Here is a 14,411-nt window from a genome sequence, read left to right as displayed (position 1 = left end):
GTTATTTTTTTTTGCAATCTCCCTTGTAATCATGACGCACGCCCCCAATTTAATCGCAATCAGGTATTAAATAAATTCCGTGAGGAGCATCGCCAGTCATGGCTAAACGAGATTATTATGAGGTTTTAGGCGTTTCGAAAACCGCAGGTGATGATGAGATCAAAAAAGCCTACCGTAAGTTGGCGATGAAGTATCACCCGGACCGTAACCCCGATAACCACGAAGCAGAAGAAAAGTTTAAAGAAGCTTCTGAAGCATACGAAGTACTGTCCGATGCTGAAAAGCGCAGCATGTACGACCGTATGGGTCATAATGCATTTGAAGGCGGTTTTGGCGGCGGCGGCGGTGGTTTCGGCGGATTTAGCGCAGAAGACATTTTTAGTCAGTTTGGCGATATTTTTGGTGGTGCCTTCGGTGGCGGCGGTGGTCGTCAGCAACAGCGTCAACGCCGTGGCTCAGACCTGCGCTACGTCATGGAACTTACGCTTGAAGAAGCGGTTCGTGGCGTGAAGAAAACCATTACCTTTACTGCACCAGCACCGTGTGAGGTGTGTGACGGTAAAGGCTCGAAAAATCCGAATGATGTTGAAACCTGCCGAACCTGTCATGGCTCGGGTCAGGTACGTATGCAGCAAGGCTTTTTCTCGGTTCAGCAAACCTGTGGCACCTGTCGTGGCCAAGGTAAAATTATTAAAAATCCATGTAATGCATGTCATGGTTCAGGCGTTGCCGATCGTCAGCAAACTTTGGAAGTGACCATTCCTGCTGGCGTAGACAACGGCGACCGTGTACGTTTAAGCGGTAAAGGCGAAGCGGTACGTGATGGCCAGTCTGGCGATCTTTACGTCGAAGTAGTGGTACGCGAGCATGAAATCTTTCAGCGTGATGGTGCAGACCTATATATGGATGTGCCGGTCAGCATTGCAGATGCTGCATTGGGTAAAGAGATTGAAATTCCAACGCTTGAAGGCCGCGTGAGTTTAAAGATTCCAGAAGGCACGCAAACTGGCAAACTGTTCCGCTTGCGCGGTAAAGGCGTACGTCCAGTGCGTAGCAGCATGGTCGGTGATTTGCTTTGCCGTATTGTGGTTGAAACACCAGTAAACTTGACCAGCCGTCAGCGTGAACTGTTAAAAGAATTGCAAGCCAGCTTGGATGGAGACGATCACGGTTCTTCACCTAAGAAAAAATCCTTTCTCGACCGTTTGTTCGATTAAGTGATACTGAAAAAAACCTGCTTCGGCAGGTTTTTTTATGGCGATTTTTTTAGCGCACTGCCTGAGTTTTGATATAGTAGGCTGCAACGTTTGATTATCTATTTTCAGGATTAAAATTATGTCAGCATCTCCACGCATTGGTGTTTTGGGTGCGGGTGGCCGTATGGGTCGCATTCTTATTCAGGCTGTGCAACAGGCCGGCTATCAGTTGGCGGCGGCGGTTGAGCGCCCAGAAAGCAGCTTGGTCGGTACAGATGCAGGTGAGCTGGCAGGAATCGGATCGATTGGGGTCAAGGTGGCGGGTAGCCTGTCTGAAGTATTAAAAGACTGCGATGTGGTGATTGATTTTACTGCACCTGTTGCGACCGAGCAGCATCTACAACTGTGTGCTGAGGCTGGTGTGGCCATGGTGATTGGCACGACAGGTTTTTCAGAACAACAGAAGCAACTTTTGAACGAGACCGCAACGCGTACTCCAGTGGTGTATGCTGCAAACTATTCGGTAGGGGTAAACGTTTCAATTAAATTGCTTGAGCTTGCCTCTAAAGTATTTGGCGACAGTGTGGATATCGAGATTATTGAAGCACATCATCGTCATAAAGTAGATGCGCCGTCTGGCACTGCACTGATGATGGGTGAGGCGATTGCAGAAACCCTAGGCCGTGACTTGAAAACCGATGCAGTGTATTGTCGTGAAGGGCATACTGGTGCGCGTGAGCGTCAAAGTATTGGCTTTCAAACCATCCGTGGCGGCGATATCGTCGGTGAACATACCGCGATGTTTATTGGTGAAGGTGAACGTGTTGAGATCACTCACAAAGCCACCAACCGTATGAATTTTGCATCGGGTGCTGTGCGTGCTGCGGCATGGGTGGTCGGACGAGATGCCCGCAAATACGACATGAAAGATGTACTGGGTTTTAACGAGATCGACGTATAAAGCTTCATTCTTATTCTTCTTAATAAATCAAATCGTCTCACATTGAGGCGATTTGGCCTTAAAATAAAAAATGACCGAATACCCATAAGGCGCTGCCACCTATAAAGTCTGTCGTTGAGCCGCGTCAAGCAATTGGCTTTGGTGCAACCCAATGATACTGCTCGAACTTGCTCGGTATGGCATAAATAATGAGAACAATATGAAAAAAAAATCATGGCTTTTGGCCTTGCTGCTCACATTGACCACATCTGCCCAAAGTGCGCCTGCCAACGAAAAACTGAGCCTTGTTCGCAACAATATCAAGGTCTGGACCTATCGTTCAGAGGCCAATCCGGTGATTCAATACAAGGCAGAAACCACCTATGATGTGCCGCTTGAGCGGGCGGTCAGTTTGGTACTTGATGTCGCTCGTGCGCCAGAGTGGGTGCCTTATATGGGGGATACCAAGATTTTGTCGAGAGACGACAAGAAGGGCGAGTTTGTACTGTATATGGTGCTCGATTTTCCTTTTCCGCTAAAAGATCGTGATGTGGTGGTGAAAAGTAGTTTGAGTAAGGATGCGACAGGCCGTATCGTGATTCGAAATATGGCCTTGTCTGGTGGATATCCCGAACAGCCGGGCCGAATTCGCATACATCACTATGTCGGAGACTGGACGTTTCAAAAGTTAGGTGCGCAGAAAGTAAAGGTCACCACGTCGGGTTATGCCGACCCTGCGGGAAGTATTCCGCTGAGTTTTGTGAATATGTTTGTCGAGCAGCAGCCCTATCAAATGCTGATGAAAATGAAAACAGAGCTGGCACAGTCCACAGTATCGAATGTCTATTTACCCGACGTGTTAAAATAAAGCAATAAAGGTAAAGCAATAAAAAAGCGTCCCTGAGGACGCTTAAATTTAGTCGGTGCACGGTTTGGCATGAGAATGCGCGGTCTGTGCCACTCGCATTTGCAGCAGTACCAGCAGTAACCCTAATCCGGCTAAACCAGCGCCGGTGTAGGAGACGGCCGCATAACCGAGCTGCTGACTCAAGACCCAGCCACCTGCCGCGGCACCCAGTGCATTGCCTAAATTAAATGCACCCACATTAATCGATGATGCCAGCCCGGGCGCCTCATGTGCAATTTTCATGACGCGCATTTGGACCGGAGGAACCAGACCAAAAGTGGCAATGCCCCAGAGAATCACGGCAATCGCTGCGCCCAGTTGTGTTTGCGCCAACCATGGAAAGAGTAACATCATCACGATTACCATCGATAAGAAACCAATCAGCGTTGCATTTAAAGCGAGATCCGCCAATCTGCCTCCCAAGTGATTGCCAATCGAAAATCCAATCCCGATTAGAACCAGCATCAGCGTTACAAAGCTCGGTGTTGCATCGTTAAAGCGATGCAAACTTGGTGCAATATAGGTGTAGAGGCTAAACATCGCACCAGAGCCCAATACCGTGGTCAGCAGTGCCATCAAGACGGGAAACCGGGTCAGCACCTTTAGTTCTGCTCGAATATTCGGACGTTGACCCGACTGCCCCTGTGGCAAGGCTTGATACAACGAGATCATGGTCAGTAGCCCCAGTCCCGAAATACTTAAAAATGCCATTCGCCAACCAATTGTCTGACCGAGCCATGTGGCCAGAGGAACTCCCCCAATATTGGCAATGGTCAGGCCCATAAACATGGCCGCTACGGCACTGGCCTGTTTGTGTACGGGAACCACACTGGCCGCCACCACCGAACCAATGCCGAAAAATGCGCCATGATTGAGACTGGTGATGAGGCGTGCGGCCATCAGGCTCCAGTAATTCGGTGCCAGTGCCGCTAAAATATTGCCCACGGTAAACAGTGTCATCAGTAAGATTAACGCCTTGCGCCGTGGCACATGCCCCAGCCAAAGTGTCATGATCGGTGCACCGAGCATAACGCCCAAGGCGTATCCTGTAATCAACATTCCCGCTGTCGGAATACTGATCTGTAAATCACTGGCGATATTGGGCAATAAGCCCATTGGTGAAAATTCGGTGGTTCCAATGGCAAACGCACCAATCGCCAAGGCGAGCAGAGGAAAGTTCAGTTTCATGGCCTAATCTCAGTCCCACTCAGGAGCAAGTTCAGCCGGATTGACCTCTCGACCGTTACGCTCAAGCGCTGCTATCTGTTGCATGTCATCTGCACTGAGCTGAATCTGCTGTGCTTGCAGATTTTGAATCAGATGTTCACGCTGGGTCGATGACGGAATGACGGCAAAACCGCGTTGTAACGCCCATGCCAGTGCAATTTGAGCGGTACTGGCCTGATGCTGGGCCGCAATGGCCTTGAGTACGGGATCTTGCAAGACTTTGCCGTAGGCCAGTGTCATGTAGGAGGTAACGTCAATCTCATGCTGTTTGAGCATATCAACCAGTTTGGCATTTTGCAGATACGGACTCAGTTCGATCTGGTTGGTGGCAATGTGCTCTGCACCGACCGTATCGATTGCCAGTTGCGTTTGTGCGATATTAAAATTTGAAATTCCGATATGCTGGGTCAAGCCTTGCTGTTTGGCCTGCATCAATAGCTGCATGACAGCCACCAGATCAATGTTTTTTTGTGGCGCAGGCCAATGCACCAAGGTTAAATTCACAGCGTCGGTTTTGAGTTTCACCAAGCTGTCTTTTAAGCTGGGGATTAAATCTTGTTCGTTCAGATTGCTGACCCAGATTTTAGTGGTTAAAAATAACTGGTCACGTGCCACACCGCTGGCTTGAATGGCTTGACCTACTTCGGCTTCGTTGTCATAAATCTGGGCTGTATCGATGGCGCGATAACCGACCTCTAAGGCGGTTTTCACCGCATCCACCACCACCTGATCTTTTAAACGAAACGTACCTAAACCAAATGCAGGAAGAATCATATGCGTACCTATTTTTTACGCCCGCGGACTGCGAGCAAGAATTTAAAACAATGATGATTATTCTGCGGTGATAATTGTTGCGAAAAAATACTGCAATACGCAAAATATCATTGAGTATTTGTCAAGAATCATGATCTAGATATGAAATCGACCCTAGAAGAGCTAGTTGCGTTTATTCGTATTGTCGATGCCGGATCGATTGTATCGGCTGCAGAGCAACTCAATCAAACGCCATCGGGTATTAGCCGTGCACTTAACCGGCTTGAAAAAAAACTCAATGTGACCTTACTAGAACGAACCACGCGTAAAATTAAACTCACTCAAGAGGGCAGTTTATTTTTGGTACGGGCACGGACGATTTTGGCCGATCTGTCAGATGCCGAAGAGGCACTGTTAAAATCGGACAGTGATACCTCGGGACAGCTTCGCGTCGATTCGGCCACACCGTTTGTGCTGCACGTGATTGCACCCTTAATGAAAAAATTCATGCAGCGCTATCCCAACATCGAGATCGAACTCAATAACAACGATCAGGTGATTGATCTACTTGAACACAAAACAGATGTTGCGATTCGTTTTGGCGCATTGCATGACTCCAGTTTGCATGCACGCCTGATCTGCAAAAGCCGGCTTTATATTGTGGCCAGTCCTGAATATCTGGCCGAACATGGGCATCCCCGACATTCACATGAACTGAATACGCATCAGACCATTGGCTTTAGCCGTCCGGTATATTTAAATACATGGCCCCTCAAGGTGGGTGAGGAGTATTACAGGATTGAACCTAAAATTACTGCCTCCAGTGGTGAAACTGTCCGTCAGCTGGCATTGAGTGGCCACGGCATTGCACGTTTATCTGAGTTCGAGATCTGGCAAGACCTACAAGCAGGCCGACTGGTGGCATTGTTTGAAGATCAAATTGAGTGCCAGCTTCAGCATATTCATGCGGTGTACTATCAGCAAAAGCACTTGCCAAACCGCATCCGCTTATTCATCGACTTTTTGGCCGATGAGCTAAAAGATCAATTTTCAACGCCAGATGAATGATTGTGTGGCACTTGGAAGCTGAACCTGCAATAAGGATGCATGTTCGTTGGGGCGCTGTATACGAAACAGATTTTGATTCTGGCTGCATTCAAACACCAATTGCTCGGTTTTTAATGTGCCGATCAGCATGCCATGCTCACTGGCTGGACGATACTGATAGCGGATCTGGTTGGGAGTATGCGACTCGCGCTGCCAGAGTCGAAAATCATACAGTTGCTGCATTTTAAGATAGCCCTGAATCATACTCTGACAAATATAATCTTGCTGCTGCTGTTTCTCATCGAGCGGATGACAGGCGCTCAACAGGAATATAAATGTAAATATAAATCCTAATTTTTTCATGGTGTTATCTCATATATGTTGCTTTTTAGAGGTTAATCGGTTTGTATGGATCAATACAGATACAGATTTTTATAAAAAAGCGGTACAGATATGGCCTTTCACTATCAGCGCTTGGCACAGCAGATTGCACATAAAATTTATCAGCAACAGTTATTGCCGCAGCAGAAGTTAAGTTCTTTGCGTGATTTTGCAGCCCAGCATCATGTGAGTGTCAGCACTGCAAAAAGTTGTTATGAATGGCTTGAGGCGCAGGGGTTGATCTATGTCCGTCCAAAATCGGGCTATTTTGTCAAACCCAGAAGTGGGTTGAGTCGTTTACCCGTCAGCCCTGAATTTGAATCGATGCCACGTGAGGTTTCCAATCTGATGTTACAAAATCAGATTCAGGAAGCCTCTATTCAAAATCATTTGATTCCCTTTGGTGCCATTCAGCTTAGCCCTGAGCTGGTGCCAATCGATGGCTTGCGTCGCTCGATACAACGCGCATTGAAATATTGTAAACCTGAAGATTTTTTGTATTGTGAAAAACAGGGCCATTTGCGCTTACGTCAGGCACTAAGTGAACACTGGCGTGAAGACGGCATTTATGTGGCACCCAGTGATATCTTTATCACCAATGGGTGTATGCCGGCATTGTCGTTATTGATTCAGCAGTTAAGTCGTGAAGGCGATAGTGTCCTGATTCCAACGCCGACTTTTAACGGACAGCTGCAAATGCTGGCGGGTTTAAATCGACATATTATCGAGATTCCAGCAGACCATAGCGGCATTGATCTATTACGCCTTGAACAGGCCATGCAGCAGCATCGGCCGAAATTGTGTTTGCTCACGGCCAATTACCAAAATCCCTTGGGCTATTGTTTGGCCGATCAGGATAAGCAGACCATTGCGCAGTTAGCGGCACGTTATGAATGTATTATTTTAGAAGATGATATCTACGCCGAATGCAGTCACAACGGGCAGCGCCCGCGACCAATCAAACACTGGGACGAGGCAGGGTATGTGGTCTGGGTCAGTTCGGTGTCAAAATCATTATCGAGCGCGTATAGAATCGGCTGGTTTTGTATCGGGGCACAGCTCGAATCCATGCGTCCACAGTTTCTTTCACACAACATGATTGTGAATACACCATTGCAACTGGCGCTGGCCGATTTTATTTTTAGTCGTGCCTACCGTGCGCATCTGAATCAGTTATATCCACGTTTGCTTCAACAGGTCGAAGCCTATCGAGACGCGATTTTAAATGCATTTGCGCCTTTAAGCATTGGTTTGAGTCAGCCTCAAGGGGGCTATGCCTTATGGCTTGAGCTACCCGAAACAATCAATAGTATGACGTTATACGAGGTTGCCCAGCAACACGGCATCAATATTGTTCCGGGTACGGTATTTGGTGAAGATCAGCGTTATGGACATTTTATCCGGCTGAGTGTGGGACACGCTTTGCGGCGTGACTATCATGCAGCGATTATCTTTTTGGCAGATTGGGTGAAACAGCATGGTTAAAATCTGGCGATCACAAGCGATCACCAGATTTACGCGAGCAGATTAAAAATCGGCTTGGAGCACAATTCGATAACGTGCCTTGCCCGAGTGTAGACGCTCAAGCGCATCATTGAGCTTCGACATAGGATACATCTCGATTTGCGGCGCGATATTTTTGCGGGCAGCAAATTCGAGCAGCTTGCGTAAGGCAGCAGGCGAGCCAGTAGGCGAGGCGGTTAGTGATTTAGCACCTCCAAGTAGTGCACCGACAGGTACAGGAATCGGCTCCATCACCACACCCAAAAAGTGGAAAGTACCATTAGGTGCCAATGTGTTTAGATACGCATTCCAGTTTAAAGGCACATTGACCGTACTCAGCAGTAAATCAAATTTACCTTGTTGCGATTTAATCTCGGCATCATCACGGCTATTGACCACGTGATCGGCACCCATGGCTTTGAGTTCGTCGGTTTTACTTGGATTTGAACTAAACGCAGTAATTTCGCAGCCCCATGCTTTTAGCAGCTTGATGGCCATATGACCCAGTCCGCCAATCCCAATCACGGCAACGTGGTGAATGGCTTGAATCTGATGTTTTAATATGGGGTCAAACACGGTAATTCCACCGCACAACAGTGGCCCGGCACTGGTTGGATCAAGTTCGTCTGGTAAGGGAATGACCCATTGCCAGCCAGCACGGACTTTATTGGCAAAGCCACCCGCATGGCCAACAATGGTTGCGGTATTTTCACCAGTACACAAGACCTGCTGACCACTGATACACTGATCACAGGCCTGGCAGCTTTCTGCCGTCCAGCCAATCCCGACACGTTGACCCAGTTTGAGCCCTTTGGCTTCGCTGCCAAGCTGCGTAATGGTACCAATGACTTCGTGACCTGCTACCACCGGATAAACTGAAGAATGCCACTCATTGTTGATGACCGAAACATCGGAATGGCACAGCCCACAATATTCGACTTTGACTTCTACCTGATGGGGCAATAGTTCACCGGCATCAAATGTATACGGCACGAGTGCTTCGCCAGCTTTCATTGCGGCGTAAGCTTGAATTTCATTACTGCTCATGATTGACATCCTTAATGCTTGACTCATTTAAACGAACAATCATCTTCATGATCATTCACCATGCCTACAGCCTGCATAAATGCATAACAGGTCGTGGGTCCTACAAATTTGAATCCAAGTTTTTTAAGTTGTTTAGACAACTGGACACTGAGCTCTGTTTGAGCCGGGGCTTGCCGATAATCTTGTACATCATTAAGTATTGGTTGATGCTGCACCTTTTCCCATAACCATGTTGAAACATCCTGTGTCTGATGTTTAAGTGATTGCCAAGCAATCGCATTATCACGAATGGCTTTGAGCTTGCCGATGTGTCGGATCAAGCCTTTATCCTCTAATTTGAGTTCCAGTTGGTCATTTGTGAACTTGGCAATTTCTTCAATGGAATGCTGAAAAAAATGTTGTCTATAAGCTTCTCGCTTTTTTAACACCGTGATCCACGAAAGCCCAGCTTGTTGACCTTCGAGGCATAACATTTCAAAGAGTTTGGCTTCATCATGTTCGGGTTTACCCCACTCATGATCGTGATAAGCCATATACACAGGATCTGTAGAACACCAGCCACAGCGCCGAACACTCATCTTATGCTCCTTGAAATTAAATCTTAATCTATTGTTATAATGTAAAACGCGTCCACTGATCGGACGATGTGTCCCAATAATATAATTCTGCGCGTTCTAAGTTTTCAAACTTGATCCAGAAATCCTGACCTGATTTATCGGCATAGCCAGTACTGATCAAGAGGGCATCCTCTGTAATTTCCATGATCCAGCCTTGATAGCTTTGACCATCTATACAGATTTTTTGTTGATTCCCCGATTCGGCAAATTCGACCAGTCGATTAACCAAAGCTTCAGACATCATTTAAGTTCCTAACGTAAATATGGATAAGGGTTTACTGCACCACGGCCTTTTCCGTCCAGATAAAGCCCATAATGCAAATGGGGAAGGGTATGGCGTGCATTTCCGGTATTGCCTACATACCCGATCAGCTCGCCTTTTTTGACAGCATCACCCACGCTTAAACCACGTTTGTGTCCGTCCAGATGGGCATAATAATGCCATGAAGCGGCCGGACCAATAATCCAGATGACTTTACCACCTAAGTTGTTGTCTCGTAAGTCTGCAACAATCCCATCGGTGGTGCTGTATATTTTTGTTCCACGTGGAGCAAGTATATCGATGCCTTCATGCCGACGACCATGACTGCGCGCAGCTCCCCATGTGTCACTGAGTGCATCGCGTTGAATGCCTTTCACCGGAATGGGCAGGCGATGGCTGAGCGGGGTGGCCTTTAATCGTGCCAGATCTGCGCTGGGCAGAGGCGTTGTTTTTTTGGGTGTTGTGGTACAGGCAGACAACACAACCGTTACAAAGATGATCCCAATATAGACAAAAAAAGGGCGCACAGCTCCTCCTTGGATGTGTCTTTTGGGCATCACTATGTCATGAATCCAGCGCAGAGATCAATTTTTTCATCGCGGTGGGAATACCTCGAGATGTTGCCTCTTCAGGGCTAAGCCACTCGCCGGCAGCTGCACTCATCAGATGCTCCTTTTGATCATGTTCCACGTGAAACATCTGTACATTCAACACCCAGGTAAAGTGGGTGAAGCTGTGGCTGATCTGTACGTTTTGTGCCAGTGGACTGAGACCATACTCCCTAACCCATTGCTGTACCTCGCCTGAATGCTCGATAATCGGGAGACACCACAAGCCACCCCAAAGTCCGCTTGCATCGCGTTGCTGCCAAAACCACTGTTGTTCCGACTGGATTAACAGTACTTCGGCGTGGCGTATCGGCACTGGTTTTTTGGGCTTCTTAAAAGGTAATTCACTTTCAATGCCTTGCTGATGTGCCTTGCAGTGCTGCTGCATCGGACAATACAAACACAACGGTTTTTTAGGCGTACAAATGGTTGCACCTAAATCCATAATCGCTTGGGTATAGTCGTGATTACGCTGCCGAGGGCAGAGCTGCGTTGCAATCTGCCACAGCATGCGCTCGTTGACAGGTTTGCTAAAGTCATCTTCAAGTGCCAAAAAACGTGATAAGACACGTTTGACGTTGCCGTCCATAATCACGCCATACTGACGTAATCCGAGCGACATCAATGCGCCAGCTGTGGAGCGTCCAATTCCGGGTAAGGCCATCCAGCCGTCTAGATCGTGAGGAAAATGACCTTGCCGATGTACGATGCCTGCTGCCTTATGCAGATTGCGTGCCCGCGCATAATAGCCCAGACCGGCCCAGTAGGGCGCGACATCATCCCATGTGGCACTGCCTAACGTATCGACAGTGGGAAAGCGCGTCATAAAGCGTTCAAAATATTGCAATACGGTTTTGACTTGTGTCTGCTGCAACATGATTTCAGAGACCCAAACCTTATAAGGGTCATCGGCTACCTGCCAAGGCAAGTCGTGTCGGCCATGTTGATCAAACCAAGTCAGCAATGCATCGGAAAAACAGAAATCAGACATGAAAACATACAGCGGCAGGGAAGGGGTCAGTATACCCAAATTGAATTATCACAGCTATCCGTTGCAAGTAAAGCTATGCAAAAGGGACGATCATTGATCGTCCCTAAGCTGATACTATGCGTGTGCCGGTTTAGTCTTGCACAATCCCCCAGCGCTTATCGAGCTTGAGCTGCTGCCCTTTATAGCGTGGAATGATGTGAATATGCAGATGCTCAGACGCTTCTCCAAAGACATCGCCGTCATTAAAAGCCACATGGAAACCATCGGGTTGATGACGAAGTTTGAGTTCATTACGTGCAAGTTCGAGTAAAGAAAGCAGGCTTTTACGCTCTTTATCTGTCACTTCAAAAAAAGAACTGACATGACGAATCGGGATGATGATGGAGTGTCCTTTGGACAGAGGATTTGCCTCGGGCAAAATTACACCAAAATCATTTTTATCAATGACGTCGTAGTCGTCAAATTCACAATAAGGGCATTTTTTCTCTGTCATTTTCATATCCTCGATTGATGTTGTTCTTTAAACCCTTGTGTCCCAGCACCGTTTATACATCACTTTGCACACAGATGACGTTCAAGTAAGGCATACATAGCAGCCAAACTGTCTTGCTCTGCTTGTGCACTATAGCCTAAATCTACCCCATTTGCTTTGGCTCGTTCATCGGCAAGCGGGTTACTAAAGCCATGTTTGGCACCTTCCAATACCACGACACTGTAGTCCACCTCTGCATTGTTCATTTCTTCTTTGAATTTAGCAACATCTTCAAGTGTGACCATGCTGTCTTTTTCACCATGTAATACTAAAATTTCACCCTGAATTTGTCCTTTTTGTGCAGGTGCTTTCGGGGCGAGTGTGCCGTGAAACGAAACGACCGCTTTTAAGGGCGCGCCTTCGCGTGCCAGATCGAGCACAACTTTACCGCCATAACAAAATCCAATCGCGGCCACATGACTTGCATCCACTTCAGGTTGTGCTTGGAGTGTTTCAAGACCCGCTGTTGCACGTGTGACGATGGTATCTGGATCTTGAAAGGTTTGCGTCATCCACTCATTGGCCTGGGCTGCCTCTGTGGTCACTTTTTTCTCGCCATACATATCGATCGCCAGTGCCGCATAACCATGCTCGGCCAATTCACGAGCACGCTGTAGCGTATAGTCGGTGCGACCCCACCATTCAGGTGCCACAATCACACCTGCAACCGGGCTTTTAGTAGCGGGGGCTGCAAAAAAACCAATCAGATGGGTGCCGTCCTTTGCGGTGTACTCAATTTCACGGGTAATAATCGATGCTGTCATGGGTTAAATCCTTATAAAGAATAAAAGTCAGCTTGTGCAGATCAGGCACTATGTGACTCAAAGAGCCTGCTACATGGTCTCAGGATGTTCAAAAAAAATAGTGGGTTGATGTCAGATTTTCAAGATAAAAAAGAAGGACCGTACAGTACGGTCCCTCTTTTTTATGGTTGAAGCGTATAGACACGAATGAATCGTTATACCCTACCACGCGAGATAAATCCGATAATTGCCAAAATAACAGCAACTACGAGTAAGATCACTGCGAAATCTTTGGACAAGCCAGCAACGCCACCAAACCCTAACAGACTCGCAATAAGTGCAATCACTGCAAATATAATCGCCCAACGGAACATTTTTTTGATCTCCTTATATTTATCGTTCTTTCAATATAGAGCGAAATTTCAGATGGCTATGTGTTGTTTATGTGGCGAAAATGTATAAAACACAGCATCTTGAGGAAACATTTGTTACAAGGTCGCTCAACCACGAAGGGCCAGCAAAGAGTGTTATACTTTAGGCTCTGGTACCGAGATATTCACTATGACCACCGCACTGCGTCCCCAATTTTGGAAACACTATCCGCTCGATGCACTCAATACAGCAGAGTGGGAAGCCCTGTGTGACGGTTGCGGCCTGTGCTGTCTGATTAAACTTGAAGATGAAGACACGCATGAGATTGCCTATACGCAGGTGGCCTGCAAACTGCTCGACTGCAACACTGCGCGTTGCTCTGATTATGAAAATCGTCAAGCCAGCGTGCCCGACTGTATTCAACTGACACCTGAGCGTTTGCAAAGCATTCGTTGGTTACCGTCGAGCTGTGCCTATCGGCGCTTAAATGAGGGGAAAAACTTACCTTCATGGCATTATTTAAATACGGGCTCAAGGCAAAGTATGCTGAAAGCACGCAAATCAGCAGCAGGGCGATGTATTTCAGAAACCGAGGTACATGAAGACGATATCGAGGAATACATCGTACGCTGGATTCGTTAATCTGCTGTACGGCTTTGTATGACTTGGCTGTCCCGACGCTCTTGAAGTGATTGCTGAGTAACGCTCCATGCGGCAGTCAAACCCAAAAAGGCCATGATTGAGGCCACCACCAGATCGGGCCAGATGCTTTGGGTACCAAACACACCGAGTGCAGCCAGCATAATGGCGCAATTTCCAATCGCATCGTTACGGCTACACAGCCACACCGATTTCATATTGGCATCGCCATCGCGAAAGGCAAACAGTACAAGCGCGCTGATCAGATTGGCCATTAAGCCCATAAAGCCAATTGCACCCATAGCCATTGCTTCAGGCGCCATGCCGTAGAATATCGACCAGAGTACTTTAAGCAATACAATCAGGGCAAAGATCCCCATGGTCAGGCCTTTAAGCAGTGCAACGGTGGCCCGCCAGTACAGACTCATGCCCAACGCAAAAATCGAGATGATGTAATTGACGGAATCACCCAAGAAATCCAGTGCATCGGCCCATAGCGAAGTCGAGCCAATATGTGCACCGCCGAAAACTTCAATCAAAAACATGCCAAGATTTAGTAAAAGTGCAATCCATAATGCCGTCTTAAATTTAGCACTCTGATATTTTTCGGGTGGGTGATGTTGACAGCAGCCAGCCATATGCAAGT

At 47.4% G+C, this 14,411-nt stretch carries 18 protein-coding genes; 6 read left to right on the top strand and 12 right to left on the bottom strand.

Features of this window, described 5'->3' with window-relative positions:
- Nucleotides 1–98: 98 nt before the first annotated feature.
- The 3 genes from dnaJ (at nucleotide 99) to Aso01_RS04365 (ending at nucleotide 3,004) form a co-directional block, all read left to right on the top strand.
- Nucleotides 99–1,217, top strand: coding sequence for a molecular chaperone DnaJ (dnaJ, locus tag Aso01_RS04375; RefSeq protein ID WP_004933585.1), 1,119 nt, complete (start codon nucleotides 99–101; stop codon nucleotides 1,215–1,217).
- A 118-nt stretch (nucleotides 1,218–1,335) separates the two neighbouring features.
- Nucleotides 1,336–2,157: a 4-hydroxy-tetrahydrodipicolinate reductase gene (gene dapB / locus Aso01_RS04370; protein ID WP_004933588.1), complete on the top strand. Its 822-nt coding sequence runs from the start codon at nucleotides 1,336–1,338 to the stop codon at nucleotides 2,155–2,157.
- A gap of 199 nt (nucleotides 2,158–2,356) precedes the next feature.
- A complete protein-coding gene (locus Aso01_RS04365; protein ID WP_004933591.1) occupies nucleotides 2,357–3,004 on the top strand; it encodes an START domain-containing protein in 648 nt (215 codons plus the stop codon).
- Nucleotides 3,005–3,052: 48 nt separating this feature from the next.
- Here the strand turns inward: Aso01_RS04365 and Aso01_RS04360 are convergent, their stop codons facing one another.
- Both Aso01_RS04360 and dkgB read right to left on the bottom strand, forming a co-directional pair.
- On the bottom strand, nucleotides 3,053–4,231 hold the full coding sequence (locus tag Aso01_RS04360; protein ID WP_004933592.1) for an MFS transporter: 1,179 nt from the start codon (nucleotides 4,229–4,231) through the stop codon (nucleotides 3,053–3,055).
- Nucleotides 4,232–4,240: 9 nt separating this feature from the next.
- Complete coding sequence (gene dkgB / locus Aso01_RS04355; protein ID WP_004933595.1) at nucleotides 4,241–5,044, bottom strand: 2,5-didehydrogluconate reductase DkgB; 804 nt, start codon at nucleotides 5,042–5,044, stop codon at nucleotides 4,241–4,243.
- Nucleotides 5,045–5,185: 141 nt separating this feature from the next.
- Here dkgB and Aso01_RS04350 point away from each other — a divergent pair, with 141 nt between their 5' ends.
- Nucleotides 5,186–6,091: a LysR family transcriptional regulator gene (locus tag Aso01_RS04350; protein ID WP_004933609.1), complete on the top strand. Its 906-nt coding sequence runs from the start codon at nucleotides 5,186–5,188 to the stop codon at nucleotides 6,089–6,091.
- Here the strand turns inward: Aso01_RS04350 and Aso01_RS04345 are convergent.
- The gene (locus Aso01_RS04345) at nucleotides 6,074–6,433 is read right to left on the bottom strand and encodes a hypothetical protein (protein WP_004933612.1); all 360 of its coding nucleotides are present in this window, start codon (nucleotides 6,431–6,433) and stop codon (nucleotides 6,074–6,076) included. The genes Aso01_RS04350 and Aso01_RS04345 overlap by 18 nt on opposite strands.
- A gap of 90 nt (nucleotides 6,434–6,523) precedes the next feature.
- Here Aso01_RS04345 and Aso01_RS04340 point away from each other — a divergent pair, with 90 nt between their 5' ends.
- The gene (locus Aso01_RS04340) at nucleotides 6,524–7,936 is read left to right on the top strand and encodes an aminotransferase-like domain-containing protein (protein ID WP_004933615.1); all 1,413 of its coding nucleotides are present in this window, start codon (nucleotides 6,524–6,526) and stop codon (nucleotides 7,934–7,936) included.
- A 42-nt stretch (nucleotides 7,937–7,978) separates the two neighbouring features.
- Here the strand turns inward: Aso01_RS04340 and ahr are convergent, their stop codons facing one another.
- From ahr to Aso01_RS04300, 8 genes are all read right to left on the bottom strand, one after another.
- A complete protein-coding gene (gene ahr / locus Aso01_RS04335; RefSeq protein WP_004933617.1) occupies nucleotides 7,979–9,001 on the bottom strand; it encodes an NADPH-dependent aldehyde reductase Ahr in 1,023 nt (340 codons plus the stop codon).
- Between the two features lie 23 nt (nucleotides 9,002–9,024).
- The gene (locus tag Aso01_RS04330) at nucleotides 9,025–9,579 is read right to left on the bottom strand and encodes a DNA-3-methyladenine glycosylase I (RefSeq protein ID WP_004933621.1); all 555 of its coding nucleotides are present in this window, start codon (nucleotides 9,577–9,579) and stop codon (nucleotides 9,025–9,027) included.
- Nucleotides 9,580–9,613: 34 nt separating this feature from the next.
- Nucleotides 9,614–9,859: a hypothetical protein gene (locus Aso01_RS04325; RefSeq protein WP_025096036.1), complete on the bottom strand. Its 246-nt coding sequence runs from the start codon at nucleotides 9,857–9,859 to the stop codon at nucleotides 9,614–9,616.
- 11 nt (nucleotides 9,860–9,870) lie between these two features.
- Nucleotides 9,871–10,407 (bottom strand): M23 family metallopeptidase, encoded by a 537-nt coding sequence (locus tag Aso01_RS04320; RefSeq protein WP_004933628.1) that lies wholly within the window; start codon nucleotides 10,405–10,407, stop codon nucleotides 9,871–9,873.
- A 37-nt stretch (nucleotides 10,408–10,444) separates the two neighbouring features.
- Nucleotides 10,445–11,479: an A/G-specific adenine glycosylase gene (mutY, locus tag Aso01_RS04315; RefSeq protein ID WP_004933631.1), complete on the bottom strand. Its 1,035-nt coding sequence runs from the start codon at nucleotides 11,477–11,479 to the stop codon at nucleotides 10,445–10,447.
- Nucleotides 11,480–11,609: 130 nt separating this feature from the next.
- Complete coding sequence (locus tag Aso01_RS04310) at nucleotides 11,610–11,972, bottom strand: HIT family protein (protein ID WP_004933633.1); 363 nt, start codon at nucleotides 11,970–11,972, stop codon at nucleotides 11,610–11,612.
- Nucleotides 11,973–12,031: 59 nt separating this feature from the next.
- Entirely contained in the window at nucleotides 12,032–12,775 is a 744-nt protein-coding gene (locus tag Aso01_RS04305; RefSeq protein ID WP_004933637.1) for a dienelactone hydrolase family protein, read from the bottom strand.
- A gap of 194 nt (nucleotides 12,776–12,969) precedes the next feature.
- A complete protein-coding gene (locus Aso01_RS04300) occupies nucleotides 12,970–13,128 on the bottom strand; it encodes a DUF1328 domain-containing protein (protein WP_004933640.1) in 159 nt (52 codons plus the stop codon).
- A gap of 187 nt (nucleotides 13,129–13,315) precedes the next feature.
- Between Aso01_RS04300 and Aso01_RS04295 the strand changes: the two genes are divergently transcribed.
- A complete protein-coding gene (locus Aso01_RS04295; RefSeq protein WP_004933643.1) occupies nucleotides 13,316–13,768 on the top strand; it encodes a YcgN family cysteine cluster protein in 453 nt (150 codons plus the stop codon).
- On the opposite strand, the gene Aso01_RS04290 is transcribed toward Aso01_RS04295, so the two are convergent.
- Entirely contained in the window at nucleotides 13,765–14,403 is a 639-nt protein-coding gene (locus Aso01_RS04290) for a cation efflux transmembrane domain-containing protein (RefSeq protein WP_004933648.1), read from the bottom strand. The two genes, Aso01_RS04295 and Aso01_RS04290, sit on opposite strands and share 4 nt — an antisense overlap.
- Between the last annotated feature and the right edge of the window lie 8 nt (nucleotides 14,404–14,411).

The organism is Acinetobacter soli (genome assembly GCF_000760595.1).
In the GTDB taxonomy this organism is placed as follows: domain Bacteria; phylum Pseudomonadota; class Gammaproteobacteria; order Pseudomonadales; family Moraxellaceae; genus Acinetobacter; species Acinetobacter soli.
This window is presented reverse-complemented; position numbering and strand designations above follow the sequence as displayed.